This window comes from Anoxybacillus mongoliensis, from assembly GCF_014201515.1.
Taxonomy (GTDB): domain Bacteria; phylum Bacillota; class Bacilli; order Bacillales; family Anoxybacillaceae; genus Anoxybacillus; species Anoxybacillus mongoliensis.
Genome location: NZ_JACHEQ010000006.1, coordinates 46208 through 65990, shown reverse-complemented (window position 1 = coordinate 65990; position 19783 = coordinate 46208). Strand labels below are relative to the sequence as shown.

The following is a 19783-nucleotide window of genomic DNA, read 5'->3' as shown; positions in this document are numbered from 1 at the left end:
GGGAGAAAGATGGCGCACATTTATCGTCCAAAACATCACGTTCGCTTTGTGACGGCGTCTAGTTTATTCGATGGGCATGATGCGGCAATCAACATTATGCGTCGCATTTTGCAGGCGAGCGGAGCTGAGGTCATTCATCTTGGACATAACCGCTCGGTTGAAGAAATTGTGAACGCTGCGATTCAAGAAGATGTGCAGGGCATTGCGGTATCTTCGTATCAAGGCGGTCATATGGAGTTTTTTAAATATATGTACGACTTATTACAACAGCGTGGTGCGGGACATATTCGCATCTATGGTGGTGGCGGTGGTGTCATTATTCCAAGGGAAATAAAAGAATTGCACGAATATGGTATCGCGCGTATTTTCTCGCCAGAAGACGGTCGACGTTACGGATTGCAAGGAATGATTAACATCATGATGGAAGAATGTGATTTTCCGACTGTCAAAGAAATTACCGATGAAGTAGAGCGATTAGCAACCGGGGACGTTCAAGCCGTAGCTCGCTTAATTACAGTGTGTGAGAACGGCGTAAACGCTCATAGCGAAATCGCTGCTACAGCCGAAGCCGTTTTACGACAAGTGAAAGCGATGGCGAAACGCGTACCAGTTCTCGGTATTACTGGGACAGGCGGTGCGGGAAAAAGCTCGCTCACCGATGAACTTGTCCGCCGCTTTTTAAACGAAATTCCGGAGAAAAAAGTGGCGATTTTATCCGTTGACCCGACAAAACAAAAAACGGGCGGTGCGTTGCTTGGGGATCGCATTCGTATGAATGCCATTTCTTCTCCGCGGGTGTATATGCGGAGCTTAGCGACACGTAGCTCGCGTTCGGAATTGTCTCTTGCGATTCAAGATGCGATTGAAGTCGTGAAAGCGGCGGGCTTTGACTTAGTCATTGTAGAAACGAGCGGCATCGGACAAGGAGATGCAGCCATCAAAGATATTTGCGATATTGCGATGTATGTGATGACGAGCGAGTTCGGTGCTCCGTCACAGCTTGAGAAAATTGATATGATCGACTATGCCGATCTTATCGTTATTAATAAATTTGAGCGACAAGGTTCAGAAGATGCAAAGCGCCAAGTGCAAAAACAATACCAACGAAGCCATCAATTATTTGATCGCGATGTAAGCGAAATGCCTGTATTCGGAACGATCGCAAGCCAATTTAACGATCCAGGAACGAATACGCTGTTTGTTGCCTTAATCGACTTGATTAATGAACGAATGGGCACGAATTGGACAACGACGTTGCAAAAAGTCGATCATGTCGAAAAACAAAACGTCATCATCCCGAACGAACGTCGCCATTATTTGCGCGAAATTGCCGATACGATCCGTCAATATCATAAGCGCGTCAATGAACAATGTGACATTGCTCGCCGCGTATTTCAGCTTGAAGGCGCCATCGAAACGATGAATGAGTACCATCATGAACAAGCATTGGAAGCTTTACAAGATGCAAAACGATCATATGAGGAAAAATTAACGCCAGAGTCAAGAAAGCTATTAGCTTCATGGGAAGATGTCAAAAAGAAATATGCCGCTAAAGAGTTTGTGACGAAAGTGCGTGATAAAGAAATCGTTACACCGCTAACAACGAAAAGTTTAGCCGGTTTAGACATTCCGAAAGTCGCATTGCCGAAGTTTAAAGATTACGGAGAAATTTTACGATGGCTTTATAAAGAAAACGTTCCAGGTGTATTTCCATTTACTGCAGGTGTATTCCCGTTTAAACGGCAAGAAGAAGATCCGAAGCGACAATTTGCAGGAGAAGGTACGCCAGAGCGAACGAATCGGCGCTTCCATTACTTATGTAAAGACGATCCAGCGAAACGGTTAAGTACAGCGTTTGATTCCGTTACGTTATATGGAGAAGACCCGAATGAACGTCCAGATATTTTCGGAAAAATTGGTGAAAGCGGTGTAAGCGTTTGTACGTTAGATGATATGAAAAAGTTATACAAAGGTTTTGATTTATGCCATCCGCTTACATCTGTATCGATGACAATTAACGGCCCTGCGCCAATCATTTTAGCGATGTTTCTAAATACAGCGATTGATCAACAAGTAGAGAAGAAAGAAGCAGAGCTTGGACGAAAGTTAACGAAAGAAGAATACGAACAAGTCAAAGCATGGACGTTGCAAACGGTTCGAGGGACAGTCCAAGCAGACATTTTAAAAGAAGATCAAGGGCAAAATACGTGTATTTTTTCGACTGAGTTTGCTTTGCGCATGATGGGGGACATTCAACAATACTTTATCGACAATCGCGTTCGTAACTATTATTCTGTTTCAATCTCAGGCTATCATATTGCGGAAGCAGGGGCGAATCCGATTACGCAATTGGCGTTTACGTTAGCAAACGGTTTTACGTACGTGGAATATTATTTAAGCCGAGGCATGCACATTGATGATTTTGCGCCAAACTTATCGTTTTTCTTCAGCAACGGTCTCGATCCAGAATATACCGTTATCGGTCGGGTAGCCCGACGCATTTGGGCGGTTGCGATGCGCGAAAAATACGGAGCAAATGAGCGAAGCCAAAAGTTGAAATATCACGTACAAACATCAGGACGTTCGCTTCACGCTCAAGAAATTGACTTTAATGATATTCGAACAACACTACAGGCTCTCATGGCTCTTCATGATAACTGCAACTCGCTTCATACGAACGCCTATGATGAAGCGATCACTACGCCGACTGAAGAATCTGTTCGTCGCGCCATGGCCATTCAGCTTATCATTACAAAAGAGCATGGATTAACGAAAAATGAAAATCCGCTACAAGGATCATTCATTATTGAAGAACTAACGGACTTAGTTGAAGAAGCAGTATTAAAAGAATTTGAACGTCTTGATGAGCGTGGCGGTGTACTTGGTGCGATGGAAATGCAATATCAACGCGGTAAAATTCAAGATGAATCGATGTATTACGAAATGAAAAAACATAGTGGAGAGCTGCCGATTATTGGAGTAAACACATATTTAAACCCGAACGCAGCGGTTGAGGAAGAAATTGAAAGCCTGCAGCTTGCACGTGCATCATATGAAGAAAAGCAATTACAACTTGAAAACTTGCGCAAATTCCACGAAGAACATAAAGACGAAGTGGAAGAAGCGCTGGCGCGGTTAAAACATGTCGCGGTAAGCGGAGGAAACATTTTCGCTGAGCTCATGGAAACGGTCAGAGTTGCAAGCTTAGGACAAATTACGAAAGCGTTGTATGAAGTCGGTGGGCAATATCGCCGCAATATGTAATGTCGGGGCATGTCCCGACATTTTTTTTGGGCAACCGTCTAGCATAAAGTAAATGAATTTGTTTATAATGAATGGTATGGATTTTTGTTGTTTTCATACGTTGGAGAAAGGGAGTGCGGAAAGTGAGTTTGGAGCAATACTCTCAAGAACAATTGCGAGAGATGTCTTTCGTCGAACTTGCGTATTTGCTATTGTCTGAGAAAAAGCAGACGGTGTCATTTCAAGAGATGGTCGAACAGCTAGTCGCGATGAAAGGGTTATCTGAAAGTGAAGTAAGCGCGCGATTAGCGCAATTTTATACAGATTTAAACGTCGACGGCCGGTTTATTTGTGTTGGGGAAACGGCTTGGGGCTTGCGTTCGTGGTATCCGTATGACCAAACAGAAGATGAAGCAGTGCCTGTAGAACGCGTGAAGAAGAAGAAAAAAGTAGCCGATGACTTTGACGATTTCGATGAACTCATCGATGAAGACGAATTAGTATATGACGATTTAGATGAAGAATTATTAGATGATGAAGAGTTGTTAGACGATGATTTTGTATTAGATGAAGACGAAGAAGTCATTGATGATTTATTAGATGAAGAACTCGACTTAGACGACGCTCCAATTGATGAAGAGCTAGACGTCGTCGATGAAGAATTAGAGTTAGAAGAAGATGAGGAATTATAACCTTGACTTTTTACATCGATATATGTAGAATTCTGTTTGGGCTCTTTTCATAGAGATACGTTCGCTCCCTTACATATTTGTAAGCGGAGCGTTTTTATTTTTCCCCGAATTCGCACACACTGTAACTATTCTAAATGAGTTGAGGGGGAAGGTTTTCATGACAAAATATATTTTTGTAACAGGTGGCGTCGTATCATCGCTTGGAAAAGGAATTACGGCTGCGTCACTTGGCCGATTATTAAAAAATCGTGGCTTAAAAGTGACGATTCAAAAGTTTGATCCGTACATTAACGTTGACCCGGGAACGATGAGTCCGTATCAACATGGAGAAGTGTTCGTTACAGATGACGGAGCGGAAACGGACTTAGACTTAGGACATTATGAGCGCTTTATTGACATTAATTTAAACAAATACAGCAACGTAACAACAGGAAAAATATATTCGACCGTACTGAAAAAAGAACGTCGCGGTGATTACTTAGGTGGCACGGTACAAGTTATACCTCATATTACAAACGAAATTAAAGAGCGCGTGTTTCGGGCAGGACGTGAAACGAATGCGGACGTAGTTATTACTGAAATTGGAGGAACGGTTGGCGACATTGAATCTCTTCCGTTTTTAGAAGCGATTCGTCAAATTAAAAGCGATGTCGGACGCGACAACGTCATGTACATTCATTGTACGCTTGTACCGTATATTAAAGCAGCAGGTGAAATGAAAACGAAACCGACGCAACATAGTGTCAAAGAATTGCGCAGCTTAGGCATTCAGCCAAACGTCATCGTCGTGCGTACAGAAATGCCAATGTCTCAAGATATGAAAGATAAAATCGCTTTGTTCTGTGACATCGATCCGAAAGCGGTCATTGAAGCGCGCGATGCCGATACGTTATACGCTGTACCGCTTATGCTTCAAGAACAAAAGCTCGATCAAATCGTTTGCGAACATTTAAAACTAAATTGTAATGAAGCGGATATGACCGAATGGGTTGCGCTCGTCGAAAAAGTGCGCAACTTATCAAATAAAACAACGATTGCGCTCGTTGGAAAGTACGTTGAACTGCAAGATGCGTACATTTCTGTCGTCGAAGCGTTGCGTCATGCTGGATACGCATTTGATGCGGATATCGATATTCGTTGGATTAACTCTGAACATGTTGATCGAGACAACGTTGCCCAGTTGCTTCAAGGGGTAAATGGCATTCTCGTTCCGGGTGGATTTGGCGATCGTGGTATTGAAGGAAAAATTGAAGCGATCCGTTATGCCCGTGAACAACGTATCCCATTCCTCGGTATTTGTTTAGGTATGCAGTTAGCATCTGTCGAATTTGCTCGTCATGTCGTCGGATTAAAAGGCGCTCATTCGGCGGAAATCGATCCGAACACACCACATCCAATTATTGATTTATTGCCAGAACAAAAAGATATTGAAGATTTAGGAGGAACGCTTCGCCTTGGCTTGTATCCGTGCAAGCTCGTTGAAGGAACGAAAGCGTACGAAGCATATCAAGACGAAGTCATTTATGAACGCCATCGCCATCGTTATGAATTTAACAACGAGTATCGTACAATGATGGAGGAAAATGGTTTTGTCTTTTCCGGTACAAGCCCAGATGGTCGTCTTGTAGAAATTATTGAGTTGAAAGATCATCCTTGGTTCGTTGCGGCGCAGTTTCATCCGGAATTTACATCCCGCCCGACGCGTCCACAGCCACTTTTCCGCGAATTTATTCGCGCATCGTTAGAAAAATAAAAGAGGATGTCCGATATGGGCATCCTCTTACTCGTATTCGGCAACGATTTCTTGCGTCATGAGCGCTAAGCTATGATAGGCGAATAAAGCGGCAATCGCAGAAGGAAAGCCAACACGCGTACCATTTTCTGTTGGAACGAGCGGCTGTTTTAAACATAAATCAATATGTACATCGACATAGTCAACAAGTGATGCCGTCGTCTCTGCTTTAACAGATGACATGCCGATCGTCCATATGTTTTGTTCTTGAAGCTGTTTGGCGATGTCAATGGCTTTTTCATCTGTGCAAAAACGCGCAACAATAAGCACGCGGTCAGCAGTTTTTACTTCGGTTAAGTTGAACCGTTTTACGTTTGGCAGCCTTTCAGCTCCATGTAGCGCTTCCGCAACAACCGCTTCCATTTCATCGATACCGTAAATAAAAATCGTACCGTTACCAATGACCGCCTGCGCAAGTAAACGGGCGGCATCTTCAAGCTGTTGTTCTTCTTGGGCACTTATGCGCTGAAACACACCAGCGAGCTGTGTCGATAATATTTTTAACATGATAAATCTCCTTTTCATGCGACTTTATCTTTGTTGCTCATTATATTAAAAAATAAAAAAATGATCAAAATTAGAGCATGAAGCAGGATAAATGGTAAAAATTTCGAAATAATGATACGATAATAAAAATAGGAGCTTTACATATGAAAAAAAGGGAAAAATAGAGGTGTTTATATGGCGGGGAAGATTTTGATTGTGGACGATCAGTTTGGCATTCGTATTTTATTAAATGAAGTATTTCAAAAAGAAGGGTACGAAACGTATCAAGCGGCAAACGGTGTTCAAGCGCTTGATTTGTTTGCGAAGCACTCCCCAGATTTAGTGTTGTTAGATATGAAAATTCCTGGCATGGACGGAGTAGAAATTTTAAAGAAAATGAAAGAGATGAATGAAAATGTGAAAGTCATTGTAATGACGGCTTACGGAGAGCTTGATATGATTCATGAAACGAAGAAACTCGGTGCGCTGACACATTTTGCGAAACCTTTTGATATAGACGATATGCGTGATGCAGTGAAACAATATATCGGATAACCATTGACATCTTTTTGAACTTTTTTCACAAAGTTTTGTTCGTTTCGGTGAATAAGGTTGATGTGTGGAAACAAAGTTTGTTATTCTTATAATGTACATACTATTCGATGTCGTCTTGTATAAATTTGTCGTATTTTGGTCATTGTACATGTGAGAGGCGCTTTCGGATAGTGAATCATGGCTACATTTAAGGAGGATTTAACGATGCCTTTAGTTTCAATGACGGAAATGCTTAAACAAGCATTGGCAGGCAAGTATGCGGTCGGTCAATTCAATATTAACAACTTAGAATGGACGCAAGCGATTTTAGCAGCAGCGGAAGAAGAAAAGTCCCCTGTGATCCTCGGTGTGTCTGAAGGAGCAGCTCGCTATATGGGCGGCTTTAAAACAGTTGTGAATATGGTCAAAGGGTTAATGGAAGACATGAACATTACGGTTCCTGTTGCGATTCACCTTGACCACGGTTCAAGCTTTGAAAAGTGTAAAGCAGCAATTGACGCCGGATTTACATCTGTTATGATCGATGCATCACATCATCCGTTTGAAGAAAACGTCGAAATTACATCAAAAGTTGTAGAGTACGCTCATGCACGTGGCGTATCTGTTGAAGCCGAGCTCGGAACAGTCGGCGGACAAGAAGATGATGTTGTTGCAGAAGGAATCATTTATGCAAATCCAGATGAGTGCGAAGAGCTTGTCAAGCGTACAGGCATCGACTGTTTAGCACCAGCGCTTGGATCTGTACATGGTCCATACAAAGGTGAGCCAAAATTAGGCTTCAAAGAGATGGAAGAAATTCGTGATCGTACAGGTGTACCACTCGTATTACATGGTGGAACAGGTATTCCGACTGAACAAATTCAACGTGCCATTTCGCTCGGTACATCAAAAATTAATGTGAACACAGAAAATCAAATGGCGTTTACAAAAGTGGTGCGTGAAGTGTTAGCAAAAGATGAAAAAGTGTACGATCCACGCAAGTTCCTCGGCCCTGGCCGCGATGCGATTAAAGAAACAGTGATTGGCAAAATGCGTGAATTCGGTTCTTCCGGCAAAGCGTTGTAATAAAAGCCGCACCGTTTCAGCCTTGCTGAAGCGGGCGGTTTTGTTTCATTCCACTTTGAAAGCGTTTAGGAGGTTGAAAATTATGAAATTTTTTATTGACACAGCAAATATTGATGAAATTCGCCATGCGCATGAGCTTGGTATTTTAGCGGGAGTAACAACAAATCCAAGCCTTGTGGCAAAAGAGAACGTATCATTCCACGATCGTCTTCGTGAAATTACTTCTCTCGTTTCGGGCTCGGTTAGTGCGGAAGTTATCGCTACAGATGCAGAAGGAATGATTGCGGAAGGGGAAGAATTAGCGAAAATTGCCCCAAACATTACAATTAAAGTACCGATGACGCCAGAAGGACTAAAGGCAGTAAAAGTATTTAGCGAAAAAGGCATTAAAACAAACGTAACACTTATTTTCAGCGCAAATCAAGCATTGTTGGCGGCACGCGCTGGGGCAACATATGTATCGCCATTTTTAGGTCGCTTAGACGATATCGGTCATAACGGATTAGACTTAATTGAAACGATTGCAAACATTTTTGCCATTCATGACATTGAGACAGAAATTATCGCGGCATCCATTCGTCATCCACAACATGTGACAGAAGCAGCATTAAAAGGGGCACACATTGCGACAGTTCCTTACAACGTGCTTATGCAACTATTTAAACATCCACTTACTGATCAAGGCATCGAAAAATTTTTAGCAGACTGGAATAAAGCAAACCAAAAATAACGATTAAGCAGTTTTCCGTCGCGTTCTAGTACTTGCTTTGCGAGAAGGGAGACACATATGGAAAAGTTAAAAATCGTTGGCGGTGACCTCCTTCAAGGCTCCGTGCGCGTTAGTGGCGCGAAAAATAGCGCAGTTGCCCTCATTCCAGCCGCTATTTTAGCCAACTCACCTGTAGTCATTGAAGGGTTGCCGAACATTTCAGATGTTCATGTGCTCGGACAATTAATTGAAGAAATTGGCGGTACCTTTCATTTCGATGAACACGAAGTCGTCATCGACCCGACACATATCGTTTCCATGCCTTTGCCAAACGGAAAAGTGAAAAAGTTGCGCGCTTCTTATTATTTGATGGGTGCGATGCTCGGACGATTTAAAAAAGCAGTTATTGGATTGCCGGGCGGTTGTCATTTAGGACCGCGTCCGATTGATCAGCATATTAAAGGATTTGAGGCGCTTGGTGCAAAAGTGACAAACGAACAAGGTGCCATTTATTTACGGGCTGAAGAACTTCACGGTGCGCGCATTTACTTGGACGTCGTCAGCGTAGGCGCAACGATCAACATTATGTTAGCTGCCGTCTTAGCGAAAGGACGAACCATTATTGAAAACGCGGCAAAAGAACCGGAAATTATTGATGTTGCGACGCTGTTGACAAATATGGGTGCGCGCATTAAAGGAGCAGGAACAGACGTCATTCGTATTGACGGAGTAGAGCAGTTGCACGGTTGCCGCCATTCCATTATTCCGGATCGCATTGAAGCAGGAACGTATATGATTATCGGTGCAGCCATGGGAAAAGGGGTGATCATCGACAACGTCATTCCACAACATTTAGAAGCGGTCATTGCGAAAATGCGAGAAATGGGCGTCATCGTAGAAACGAGCGATGACCAAATTTTTGTTGCGACGAAAGATCATCTTCGTGCTGTCGATATTAAAACGCTCGTTTACCCTGGTTTTCCGACCGATCTACAACAGCCATTCACTTCACTATTAACGAAAGCGTCTGGGACGAGCATTGTGACAGATACAATTTATAGCGCGCGATTTAAGCATATTGATGAATTGCGGCGCATGAACGCTAACGTAAAAGTTGAAGGGCGTTCAGCGATCATTACAGGTCCATCTCGACTACAAGGGGCAAAAGTACGTGCAACCGATTTGCGTGCAGGAGCTGCGCTTGTCGTTGCTGGATTGATGGCCGAAGGGGTTACAGAAATTACAGGATTGGAACATATTGATCGTGGCTATAGCAACTTAGTTGACAAACTTGCTAATCTCGGCGCAACGATTTGGCGCGAAAAAATGACAGAACAAGAAATCGAACAGCTGAAGAACACATAATGCAACAAAGGGGAGAGGGAGAAACGATGGAAAGAAGTTTATCGATGGAGCTTGTCCGTGTAACAGAAGCTGCTGCATTAGCTGCAGCACGCTGGATGGGGCGCGGTAAAAAAGATGAAGCAGATGAGGCGGCTACGTCTGCGATGCGTGATGTATTTGATACAGTTCCGATGAAAGGAACGGTTGTCATCGGTGAAGGGGAAATGGATGAAGCACCGATGTTGTACATTGGGGAAAAGCTTGGCAACGGTTACGGTCCGCGCGTTGATGTCGCAGTTGACCCACTTGAAGGAACAAATATTGTCGCTTCTGGCGGTTGGAACGCTTTAGCGGTTGTTGCTGTAGCGGATCATGGCAACTTGCTTCATGCGCCAGATATGTACATGGATAAAATTGCTGTTGGACCTGAAGCGGTCGGCATGATCGACATTAACGCACCGATTATTGATAATTTAAAAGCGGTAGCAAAAGCAAAAAACAAAGATATTGAAGACGTTGTGGCGATTATTTTAAATCGTCCTCGTCATGAACGCATTATTGCGGAATTGCGCGAAGCCGGTGCACGCATTAAGCTCATTAATGACGGTGACGTTGCTGCCGCGATTAATACAGCTTTTGATCATACGGGTGTAGATATTTTATTTGGTTCAGGAGGGGCACCAGAAGGGGTATTAGCGGCTGTTGCGCTGAAATGCCTCGGTGGAGAAATACAAGGAAAACTATTGCCACAAAACGATGCGGAATTAGAACGTTGTAAAAAAATGGGTATTGACGTAAACCGTGTGTTGCGTATGGAAGATCTCGTCAAAGGGGACGATGCCATTTTTGCAGCAACGGGTGTAACGGACGGAGAGTTGTTGCGGGGGGTACAATTTAAAGGTGCATATGGCGAAACACACTCCGTTGTTATGCGTGCGAAATCTGGCACAGTTCGTTTCATCGAAGGACGCCACAGCTTAAAGAAAAAGCCGAACCTAGTCATCAAATAATTGCGGGATGCGCGAACTTTTCGCGCTCTCGCTCTTTTTCTATTGATTGACAATATAAAAAAAGGGTAAAATAGTCATGTTACGTCTCTTCTCGTAATCATCTTTTCATCTTCGCTGTTTCCAACCCAAAGAGTAATTCATGAAAATAAATAAAAGAGTGGTGTAAGTATGGAGTTAGGAGATTTAACGATTGCAACGCTAGAAAATATGACGATTAAAGAGCTATACGAATTAGCTCGTCAATACAAAATATCATATTACAGTAAACTGACAAAAAAAGAATTAATTTTTGCCATTTTAAAAGCGCGCGCGGAACAAGACGGTCTTTTCTTCATGGAAGGCGTGCTTGAAATTATTCAATCAGAAGGGTTTGGTTTTTTACGTCCAATTAACTATTCCCCTAGTTCAGAAGATATTTATATTTCCGCATCGCAAATTCGTCGCTTCGATCTGCGCAACGGTGATAAAGTATCAGGAAAAGTGCGTCCACCGAAAGAAAACGAGCGGTATTTCGGGTTGTTGCACGTCGAAGCTGTAAATGGTGAGGATCCAGAAATTGCAAAAGAGCGCGTACACTTCCCAGCGCTTACGCCGCTTTATCCAAACCGACAGATGAAGCTAGAAACGACACCGGAAAAACTATCTACTCGTCTCATCGATTTGATTGCTCCGATCGGATTCGGTCAGCGCGGTTTAATCGTCGCGCCCCCAAAAGCAGGGAAAACGATGTTGTTAAAAGAAATTGCCAACAGCATCACAACGAATCATCCCGATGTTGAGTTGATCGTTTTGCTTATTGACGAGCGTCCAGAGGAAGTGACCGACATTGAACGTTCCGTATCTGCCGATGTCGTGAGCTCGACGTTTGATGAAGTGCCAGAAAATCATATTAAAGTGGCGGAGCTTGTGCTTGAACGTGCGATGCGTCTTGTTGAACATAAACGTGACGTTGTCATTTTAATGGACAGTATTACTCGTTTAGCACGTGCATACAACCTCGTCATTCCTCCAAGCGGACGTACGCTTTCAGGAGGAATTGACCCGGCCGCATTCCACCGTCCAAAACGGTTTTTTGGAGCTGCGCGCAACATTGAAGAAGGCGGTAGTTTAACGATTTTAGCGACTGCTCTTGTTGATACAGGTTCGCGCATGGACGATGTCATTTATGAAGAATTTAAAGGAACAGGAAATATGGAGCTTCATCTTGACCGTTCATTAGCCGAAAAACGTATTTTCCCTGCGATTGACATTCGTCGCTCAGGTACACGAAAAGAAGAGTTATTAATCCCGAGAGAACATTTAGAAAAATTATGGGCGATTCGCAAAACGATGTCGGATACGCCAGACTTTATTGAACGATTTATTCACCGATTAAAACAGACAAAGACAAACGAAGAGTTTTTTGCGATGTTGGATGAAGAGTGGAAAACAGCCGGAAATTTAAAACGGTTATAAATGGATAGTTGCAAAACAGCGGGACGGTTGTTATAATTTTATCATGTGTGTTTTTGATTGCATATAAACTCTGTTTCGAAAAGATTCAGGGCGGAAGGAGATGAAATGGAATGAAAGCAGGAATCCATCCAAACTATAAAAAAGTGATGGTTAAATGCGCGTGTGGAAACGAGTTTGAGAGCGGTTCTGTTAAAGACGAAGTGCGCGTAGAAATTTGCTCAGCGTGCCATCCATTCTACACAGGACGTCAAAAATTCGCTTCTGCTGCAGGACGTGTTGATAAATTTAACAAAAAATACGGCCTTAAGTAATCCGTATGTCATGAAAACAGGCAAGCGAACATTTTTCACTTGCCTGTTTTTTTCGTGAAAGCTTGAAAGGAAGGGGACGCCCTGATGTATGTCATGAAGCAATCCGGCTGGCTCGAAGTCATTTGCGGTAGCATGTTTTCAGGAAAATCGGAAGAGCTCATTCGCCGCGTACGTCGCGCCCAATTTGCGAAACAAGAAGTGAAAGTGTTTAAGCCAGCGATCGATAATCGATATAGCGAAGAGGCAGTTGTTTCTCATAATGGAACATCTGTTATCGCCATCCCTGTTTCTTGTGCGCTAGACATTCGAAAGCACATCTCCGCAAATACGGACGTTGTGGCAATTGATGAAGTGCAGTTTTTTGACGAACATGTCGTTGATGTTGTGCAACAGCTTGCTGATGAAGGATATCGTGTCATTGTGGCTGGTTTAGACCAAGATTTTCGCGGTGAACCGTTCGGACCTGTTCCAACGTTAATGTCTATCGCTGAATCGGTGACAAAGCTACAAGCTGTTTGTACCGTCTGTGGCTCTCCCGCATCGCGCACGCAGCGGCTCATTAACGGTCGTCCTGCATCGTACAACGACCCTGTCATTTTAATCGGTGCCAGCGAATCGTACGAACCACGTTGTCGCCATCATCACGAAGTGCCTGATCATCCAGCGAAAAATAACACAAGTACAGAAACGGTGACTCGTCCATAAGGGCGAGTTTTTTCGTATGATCGTTTATGATATAATGAAAAGTCGAGGTGAGAAAAATGTTCGATCGTTTACAGGCAGTAGAAGCCCGTTATGAAAAATTAAATGAACTATTAATGGATCCAGAAGTATTAAATGACCCGAAAAAGTTACGTGATTATTCGAAAGAGCAATCCGATTTAGCGGAAACGGTACAAACGTATCGCGAATATAAATCGGTGCGTGAGCAGTTAGCAGATGCGAAAGCGATGCTGGAAGAAAAGCTCGACCCAGATATGCGCGATATGGTGAAAGAAGAAATTAACGAGCTAGAAGAGCGTGAAGAACAGCTTGTTGAAAAGTTAAAAGTATTGTTGCTTCCGAAAGATCCGAACGACGATAAGAACGTCATTATGGAAATTCGTGGGGCAGCAGGTGGAGAGGAAGCCGCGCTTTTTGCAGGCGATTTATATCGCATGTATACGCGCTACGCGGAGTCGCAAGGATGGAAAACAGAAGTGATTGAGGCACATCCAACAGGACTTGGCGGCTACAAAGAAATCATCTTTATGATTCAAGGAAAAGGGGCATATTCAAAATTAAAATTTGAAAACGGTGCCCATCGCGTTCAGCGCGTACCAGAGACGGAATCGGGTGGACGCATTCATACGTCAACAGCGACAGTTGCGTGTTTGCCAGAGATGGAAGAAATCGAAATTGAAATTAACGAAAAAGATATTCGCGTTGATACGTTTGCATCGAGCGGTCCGGGAGGGCAAAGTGTCAATACGACGATGTCAGCTGTTCGTTTAACGCACATTCCAACAGGAATTGTCGTATCGTGCCAAGACGAAAAATCGCAAATTAAAAATAAAGAAAAAGCGATGAAAGTATTGCGCGCGCGCATTTACGATAAATACCAACAAGAAGCGCGTGCCGAATATGACCAAACGCGCAAACAAGCGGTCGGAACAGGCGATCGTTCTGAACGTATTCGCACGTACAACTTCCCACAAAATCGCGTGACAGATCATCGCATTGGATTGACGATCCAAAAACTTGATCAAGTGTTAGAAGGAAAGTTAGATGAAATTATTGATGCGCTCATTTTAGACGATCAATCCAAAAAATTGGAGCAAGCGAACAATGAGCAGTAAAATATATGAAGTCCTTCAATGGGCTTCTTCTTTTTTCCGAGAGCATGGAAAGGAAGAAACGGCTGCGGAATGGTTATTGCGTCATCATTTACAAATGACTCGTGCGCAACTATTTGCTAATTTGCGCGAGCCGATCGATGAAACGTGTAAACAAATATTTATGGCGGATGTAAAAAAACACGCGCTAGAGCATATTCCGATTCAATATTTGATCGGATATGAACAGTTTTACGGACGGACGTTTATCGTCAATGAGCATGTATTAATTCCACGTCCAGAAACTGAAGAGCTCGTTTCACATGTGCTGGCGCGCGCACAAAAACAGCCGCTTTCCGTCGTTGATGTCGGAACAGGAAGTGGAGCGATTGCGATTACGTTGTCGTTAGAACGACCAATGTGGCGTGTGTATGGCATCGATATTGCCGCTTCATCGCTTGAAGTCGCGAAAAAAAATGCCGCTCATCTTGGCGCGAACGTGCATTGGTTGGAGGGGGATTTATTACAGCCGATGATCGAACGAGGCATACAAGTCGATGTCGTTGTTTCTAATCCGCCATACATTCCAGCCTGTGACATTCCGGCATTATCGCCTGTCGTGCAAAAAGAACCGCTTCGTGCGCTTGTCGGCGGTGAAGACGGCTTATTATTTTATCGTCGTCTCACCGAACAATTGCCACAAGTTGTCTCAGCAAAAGCACTAATTGCATTTGAAATCGGTCACGGACAAGGACAAGCGGTACAAACGATGTTACAACAAACATTTCCTTCCGCGTATGTCGACGTCCTTTTTGACATAAACAACAAAGAGCGCATCGTCATTGCCGATCTCGCTTCCGAGTAACATCGGAAGCTTTTTATATTTTTTTCATTTTCATAGTTTATCAAACTCCTTTTCTGGTTACACTGCATAACAAGAAAGGGGAGATAAACGATGAATAAATACGTGATTATTTTATATATAACAATGATTATGATAGGTGCGATTATTACAATATACGGTCAACAAACCGAAGCGCAAGGAGATGTCGTCATTCCAAATGAAGCGGTACGGTTGCGCATTTTAGCGAATAGCGATTCACCAGCGGACCAAGCGTTAAAGCGCGCCGTTCGTGATGCGGTCAATGAACAAATTACGACATGGGTAAGCGACCTAACATCATTTGAAGAAGCAAAGCAGGTTATTGCCCAACATGTGCCAGACATTGAACAAACGGTCGCTCGCGTTCTTCATGAGAAGAAGAGCGATCAGTCTTACAAAGTGACGTTTGGACGTGTATCATTTCCAACGAAAATATACGGCTCATACGTATATCCAGCAGGTGAGTATGATGCTGTATTAATTACGCTCGGCAAAGGGGAAGGAGCAAACTGGTGGTGCGTCTTGTTTCCTCCCCTCTGTTTTCTCGACTTTTCCACAGGTGAAGCCGTTCGTTCTGTAGAAAAACAAGTTGAACAAGGGAAACAAGTCGATCAAATAAGTGAACAACCGCTTGTTGTCGAGGATGAACAGCAAATAGAAGTGAAATTTTTCGTTGCGGAAGTATGGAAAAAGCTCATGCAATAAATATATCCACAAAATTATCAACAAAAAAGAAAAACATATCCACAATTTGTGGACAATTATTGAGTATTTTGTATGAATCTTTTATACTCATGGAAGAAATGGCTGTAAAATGCTTGTCAGATGTCGATAAACAAACAAGCAACTTGAATATGTATGAGGTGAAAACGTTGAAAACACATGTGTTTTTTGTGGATAAAAATGTGGATGACTTAAACAGTTGTCCACAAATTATACAGGCAGCGTCGTATTTACAGCGAGGTGAGCTTGTCGCATTTCCGACAGAAACGGTGTATGGTCTTGGTGCGAACGCGATGTCCACAGCAGCTGTGGAAAACATTTTTGTAGCGAAAGGAAGACCGAGTGATAATCCACTCATTGTCCACATTGCAACGACAGAACAATTGCACGATATTGCTTGCGACATTCCTCCTGTTGCATCCACATTGATAGAGCATTTTTGGCCTGGTCCGTTGACACTCGTCCTTCCAAAAAAAGAAGCGGTCTCCTCGCGCGTTACTGCAGGGTTAAATACGGTGGCGGTGCGCATGCCGAATCATCCGATCGCTCTTGCGCTCATTCAGGCAAGCGGCCTGCCTATTGCTGCACCAAGTGCGAATCGTTCCGGAAGACCAAGTCCGACAACGGCTAAACATGTGCTTGATGATTTAGATGGACGCATTGCGGCCATTGTCGATGGAGGGGCGACAGGAGTTGGGGTTGAATCGACGGTTATTGACTGCACGACAGCGATCCCAACGATTTTACGACCGGGTGGCGTAACAAAAGAGGACATTGAACAAGTGATCGGTGTTGTGGATATCGATCGTGCGCTTGTGGAAAAAGAAGCGGTGCCGAAATCTCCGGGGATGAAATATACGCATTATGCTCCGAAAGCGCCGTTAATTGTCGTGAACGGTTCTTCGGCCTTTTTGCAACAACTTGTGAATGAAAAGCGTGCCAACGGCTTAAGAGTAGGGGTGTTGACGACGGAAGAACGACGTCACACATATGAATCTGACGTTGTCATTCCTTGTGGACGACGGAACGATTTACGGACCGTTGCTCAACAACTATATGATGTACTGCGAGCGTTTGATGAAACAAATGTTGATATCATTTATAGCGAATCGTTTCCGTATGAAGGAATCGGTGTAGCCATTATGAATCGTTTATTAAAAGCGGCAGGTCATGAACAAATCATGGAAAAATGATGTCTAAACTCCTTAGGGTGTGCATATGTTAACGTGAAGGCACGTCCTAAGGAGGCTTTGTATGATTGGGGAAATGATCACATTAGCGATGATGGCATTTGCGTTGGGGATGGATGCATTTTCAGTCAGCCTTGGTATGGGTTTGCTTCAGCTTCGTTTGAAGCAAATTGCCTACATTGGATTAACGGTAGGTTTTTTTCATATTGTCATGCCTTTAGCTGGGATAGTGATCGGTCGATTGTTATCTGTTCAGCTTGGTCATATGGCGACATATATCGGGGGAGTATTATTGTTTATTCTTGGTGTGCAAATGGTTGTCGCTTCTTTTCGTCATGAACAAGAACGTTGGTTGAGGCCTGTTGGCATCGGTTTGTTTTTATTTGCATTTAGCGTTAGCCTCGACAGTTTTTCTGTTGGATTAAGTTTAGGCATTTACGGAGTAGAAGTCGTATTTGCGGTGATTGCATTCGGATTGACGAGCATGGTGTTAACATGGATGGGATTGCTTCTTGGACGCCGTTTTCAACGTTGGTTAGGTACATATAGCGAGGCGTTAGGTGGTACTATTTTACTTTTATTTGCATGTAAACTATTATTTCCTTTGTGAGCTGGGGGATTCCAGTTCTTTTTCTTTTGTTTAGTCTATATTTTGTCCTACGGTTTGCTTTATAATAATAGTAAACATGTGGGAAATGATGAGAGGTGTGAATAGTGAGTCAAACGAACGTTTTGTTTGTATGCACAGGAAATACGTGTCGAAGTCCGATGGCGGAGGCACTACTCAAGCATAAACAACTCCCGCACGTGCAAGTGAGGTCGGCTGGAGTTTTTGCGTTTGATGGGAGCGAAGCATCACAACATGCGAAAGCAGTGCTCGCTGAAAAAGGGATCGATATCGATCATCGTGCTGCGTTGTTAACGAAAGAACATATTGACTGGGCGACATACGTATTAACGATGACCGAAAGTCATAAGCAACATGTGTTAGCGCGTTTTCCAGAGGCAGAAGGAAAAACGTATACGTTAAACGAATTTCTTGGTGACGATAAAGATGTTATTGATCCATTTGGTGGCTCGATTGATGTGTATCGCCAAACGCGCGATGAGCTCGAACAAGCAATCGAAAAGCTACATGAAAAGTTATAAAGCAGGGGGGATATACGATGGGGGGAAAATATACATTTAGTTTACAAAAGAAGTTAGCCATTTTTACAACTGTATTAGCAATCATTACGTATTCGACGAGCGCCTTTTACATTTATGTGCTTTACGACTATGTCAAACCGTGGCTTCCGTTTAGTGAAAATACGTTTACCATTTTGACGCTGTTGCTCGGTATTTTTTGGTCTGGTGTATTGGCATATTATGCGGCACGTTTCATTACGAAACCGCTTTCTCAACTTGAACAAGCTGCATTAAAAGCAGCAAAAGGTGAAATCGGACAAGATGTACCTGTACCAAAGTCAGATGATGAAATTCGTTCGCTTGCGCTTGCGTTTAACGATATGTTGCGCAGTTTGCGGGAAATGGTACAAAGTATTCAACAAAATTTTGCACATACGAATGAAAAAGTAGTAGAGATGACAAATGTGTCCCGCATCGCTGCAGAACAAGCGGAAAACATTGCGCGCACGATTGATGAAATTTCAAAAGGGGCGGATAATTCCGCTGTTGCGATGCAAACGACAGCCGAAGCGGTAGAAGATGTATTAGCGATCGCAGGAAATGTACAACAAAAAGCGATGCAGTCTGAAAAGCTATCGACTGAGATGGTAGCGAAGCTCGAAGAAAGCCGTCGCGTCATCGGCTCGCTTATCGCTGGTATTCAACAATTAGCGAAAAACAACGAGGCGTCGCTACATGTTGTGCGACGTTTAGAAGATCATGCGAAAGAAGTTGGACAAATTATTTCGCTTGTTGGGGATATTGCAGGGCAGACGAATTTATTAGCGTTAAATGCTTCAATCGAGGCAGCGCGTGCTGGTGAGCATGGCAAAGGTTTTGCTGTCGTTGCAGAAGAAGTAAGAAAGCTAGCGGATGAAAGTGCCAAGGCAGTACAAGGCATTTCAGAGCTCGTTCAAAACATTCAACATGAAGTAGCCAACGTCGTTAACCAAATTACAGAACAAGTGAACAAAGCAAATGACGAAGCGAAAAAAGGAAACGAAACAAATGAGGCCATTTCCCATATGAGCGCATCCATTCATGAAGTAGCAGATGCCGTGAAACAAATTGCTCAACTTGTTGATGAACAAACGAAATACATTCAACAAACATCTGTTCAATCGCAAGAGGTGGCTGCTATTGCCGAGCAAACATCCGCTGGGGCGGAAGAAGTGACAGCGGCGACACAAGAGCAAACAGCCGTTATCGAAAGCGTGCGTGAACTAGCAATGGAACTTGGAGAACAAGCAGAAAAATTAAAACAAACGATTGCCCGTTTTCGTTTATAAGCATAATAAATGATGAAAAGACCGTCTCGACCCGTTAAAATGAAAAGAGACGGTT

Annotated in this window: 19 protein-coding genes; 18 read left to right on the top strand and 1 reads right to left on the bottom strand. The window is 43.3% G+C overall.

The genetic code is table 11. The features are described 5' to 3' along the window. Positions 1 to 9 precede the first annotated feature (9 nt). The 3 genes from icmF to pyrG all read left to right on the top strand — a co-directional run bounded on the left by icmF (position 10) and on the right by pyrG (position 5688). Positions 10 to 3264: a fused isobutyryl-CoA mutase/GTPase IcmF gene (icmF, locus tag HNR43_RS07080; RefSeq protein ID WP_183242516.1), complete on the top strand. Its 3255-nt coding sequence runs from the start codon at positions 10 to 12 to the stop codon at positions 3262 to 3264. Between the two features lie 71 nt (positions 3265 to 3335). Beyond that, positions 3336 to 3935 carry a DNA-directed RNA polymerase subunit delta gene (rpoE, locus tag HNR43_RS07075; protein ID WP_221248220.1) on the top strand — a complete coding sequence of 200 codons (600 nt, stop codon included), beginning with the start codon at positions 3336 to 3338 and terminating at the stop codon, positions 3933 to 3935. Positions 3936 to 4092: 157 nt separating this feature from the next. After that, a complete protein-coding gene (gene pyrG / locus HNR43_RS07070) occupies positions 4093 to 5688 on the top strand; it encodes a CTP synthase (RefSeq protein WP_183242512.1) in 1596 nt (531 codons plus the stop codon). Positions 5689 to 5715: 27 nt separating this feature from the next. Here pyrG and HNR43_RS07065 read toward each other — a convergent pair whose 3' ends face one another. Next, positions 5716 to 6234, bottom strand: a complete 519-nt coding sequence (locus tag HNR43_RS07065; RefSeq protein WP_183242510.1) for a DUF2529 domain-containing protein — start codon at positions 6232 to 6234, stop codon at positions 5716 to 5718. A gap of 174 nt (positions 6235 to 6408) precedes the next feature. Here HNR43_RS07065 and HNR43_RS07060 point away from each other — a divergent pair, with 174 nt between their 5' ends. From HNR43_RS07060 to HNR43_RS06990, 15 genes are all read left to right on the top strand, one after another. After that, positions 6409 to 6768 (top strand): response regulator, encoded by a 360-nt coding sequence (locus HNR43_RS07060; protein WP_032101337.1) that lies wholly within the window; start codon positions 6409 to 6411, stop codon positions 6766 to 6768. Between the two features lie 204 nt (positions 6769 to 6972). Further along, a complete protein-coding gene (locus tag HNR43_RS07055; protein WP_009360981.1) occupies positions 6973 to 7833 on the top strand; it encodes a class II fructose-bisphosphate aldolase in 861 nt (286 codons plus the stop codon). 82 nt (positions 7834 to 7915) lie between these two features. Further along, entirely contained in the window at positions 7916 to 8563 is a 648-nt protein-coding gene (gene fsa / locus HNR43_RS07050; RefSeq protein WP_003397044.1) for a fructose-6-phosphate aldolase, read from the top strand. Between the two features lie 57 nt (positions 8564 to 8620). Next, entirely contained in the window at positions 8621 to 9907 is a 1287-nt protein-coding gene (locus tag HNR43_RS07045; protein ID WP_183242508.1) for a UDP-N-acetylglucosamine 1-carboxyvinyltransferase, read from the top strand. Between the two features lie 26 nt (positions 9908 to 9933). Then, positions 9934 to 10896: a class II fructose-bisphosphatase gene (gene glpX, locus HNR43_RS07040; protein WP_183242506.1), complete on the top strand. Its 963-nt coding sequence runs from the start codon at positions 9934 to 9936 to the stop codon at positions 10894 to 10896. 168 nt (positions 10897 to 11064) lie between these two features. After that, a complete protein-coding gene (rho, locus tag HNR43_RS07035; RefSeq protein ID WP_183242505.1) occupies positions 11065 to 12351 on the top strand; it encodes a transcription termination factor Rho in 1287 nt (428 codons plus the stop codon). Between the two features lie 110 nt (positions 12352 to 12461). Next, positions 12462 to 12662 (top strand): 50S ribosomal protein L31, encoded by a 201-nt coding sequence (rpmE, locus tag HNR43_RS07030; RefSeq protein ID WP_003397039.1) that lies wholly within the window; start codon positions 12462 to 12464, stop codon positions 12660 to 12662. Positions 12663 to 12746: 84 nt separating this feature from the next. Beyond that, on the top strand, positions 12747 to 13367 hold the full coding sequence (locus tag HNR43_RS07025) for a thymidine kinase (RefSeq protein ID WP_183242503.1): 621 nt from the start codon (positions 12747 to 12749) through the stop codon (positions 13365 to 13367). 56 nt (positions 13368 to 13423) lie between these two features. Further along, entirely contained in the window at positions 13424 to 14500 is a 1077-nt protein-coding gene (gene prfA / locus HNR43_RS07020) for a peptide chain release factor 1 (protein WP_183242501.1), read from the top strand. Continuing rightward, a complete protein-coding gene (prmC, locus tag HNR43_RS07015) occupies positions 14490 to 15341 on the top strand; it encodes a peptide chain release factor N(5)-glutamine methyltransferase (RefSeq protein ID WP_183242499.1) in 852 nt (283 codons plus the stop codon). Before prfA ends, prmC begins: the two co-directional genes overlap by 11 nt. A 90-nt stretch (positions 15342 to 15431) precedes the next feature. Beyond that, positions 15432 to 16064, top strand: a complete 633-nt coding sequence (gene spoIIR / locus HNR43_RS07010) for a stage II sporulation protein R (protein ID WP_183242497.1) — start codon at positions 15432 to 15434, stop codon at positions 16062 to 16064. Between the two features lie 149 nt (positions 16065 to 16213). Beyond that, a complete protein-coding gene (locus HNR43_RS07005; protein ID WP_183242696.1) occupies positions 16214 to 17275 on the top strand; it encodes an L-threonylcarbamoyladenylate synthase in 1062 nt (353 codons plus the stop codon). Positions 17276 to 17336: 61 nt separating this feature from the next. Beyond that, positions 17337 to 17882, top strand: coding sequence for a manganese efflux pump MntP (locus HNR43_RS07000; RefSeq protein ID WP_183242494.1), 546 nt, complete (start codon positions 17337 to 17339; stop codon positions 17880 to 17882). 104 nt (positions 17883 to 17986) lie between these two features. Beyond that, positions 17987 to 18421: an arsenate reductase/protein-tyrosine-phosphatase family protein gene (locus HNR43_RS06995; RefSeq protein ID WP_183242492.1), complete on the top strand. Its 435-nt coding sequence runs from the start codon at positions 17987 to 17989 to the stop codon at positions 18419 to 18421. Between the two features lie 17 nt (positions 18422 to 18438). Next, the gene (locus tag HNR43_RS06990) at positions 18439 to 19728 is read left to right on the top strand and encodes a methyl-accepting chemotaxis protein (protein ID WP_183242490.1); all 1290 of its coding nucleotides are present in this window, start codon (positions 18439 to 18441) and stop codon (positions 19726 to 19728) included. Positions 19729 to 19783 lie beyond the last annotated feature (55 nt).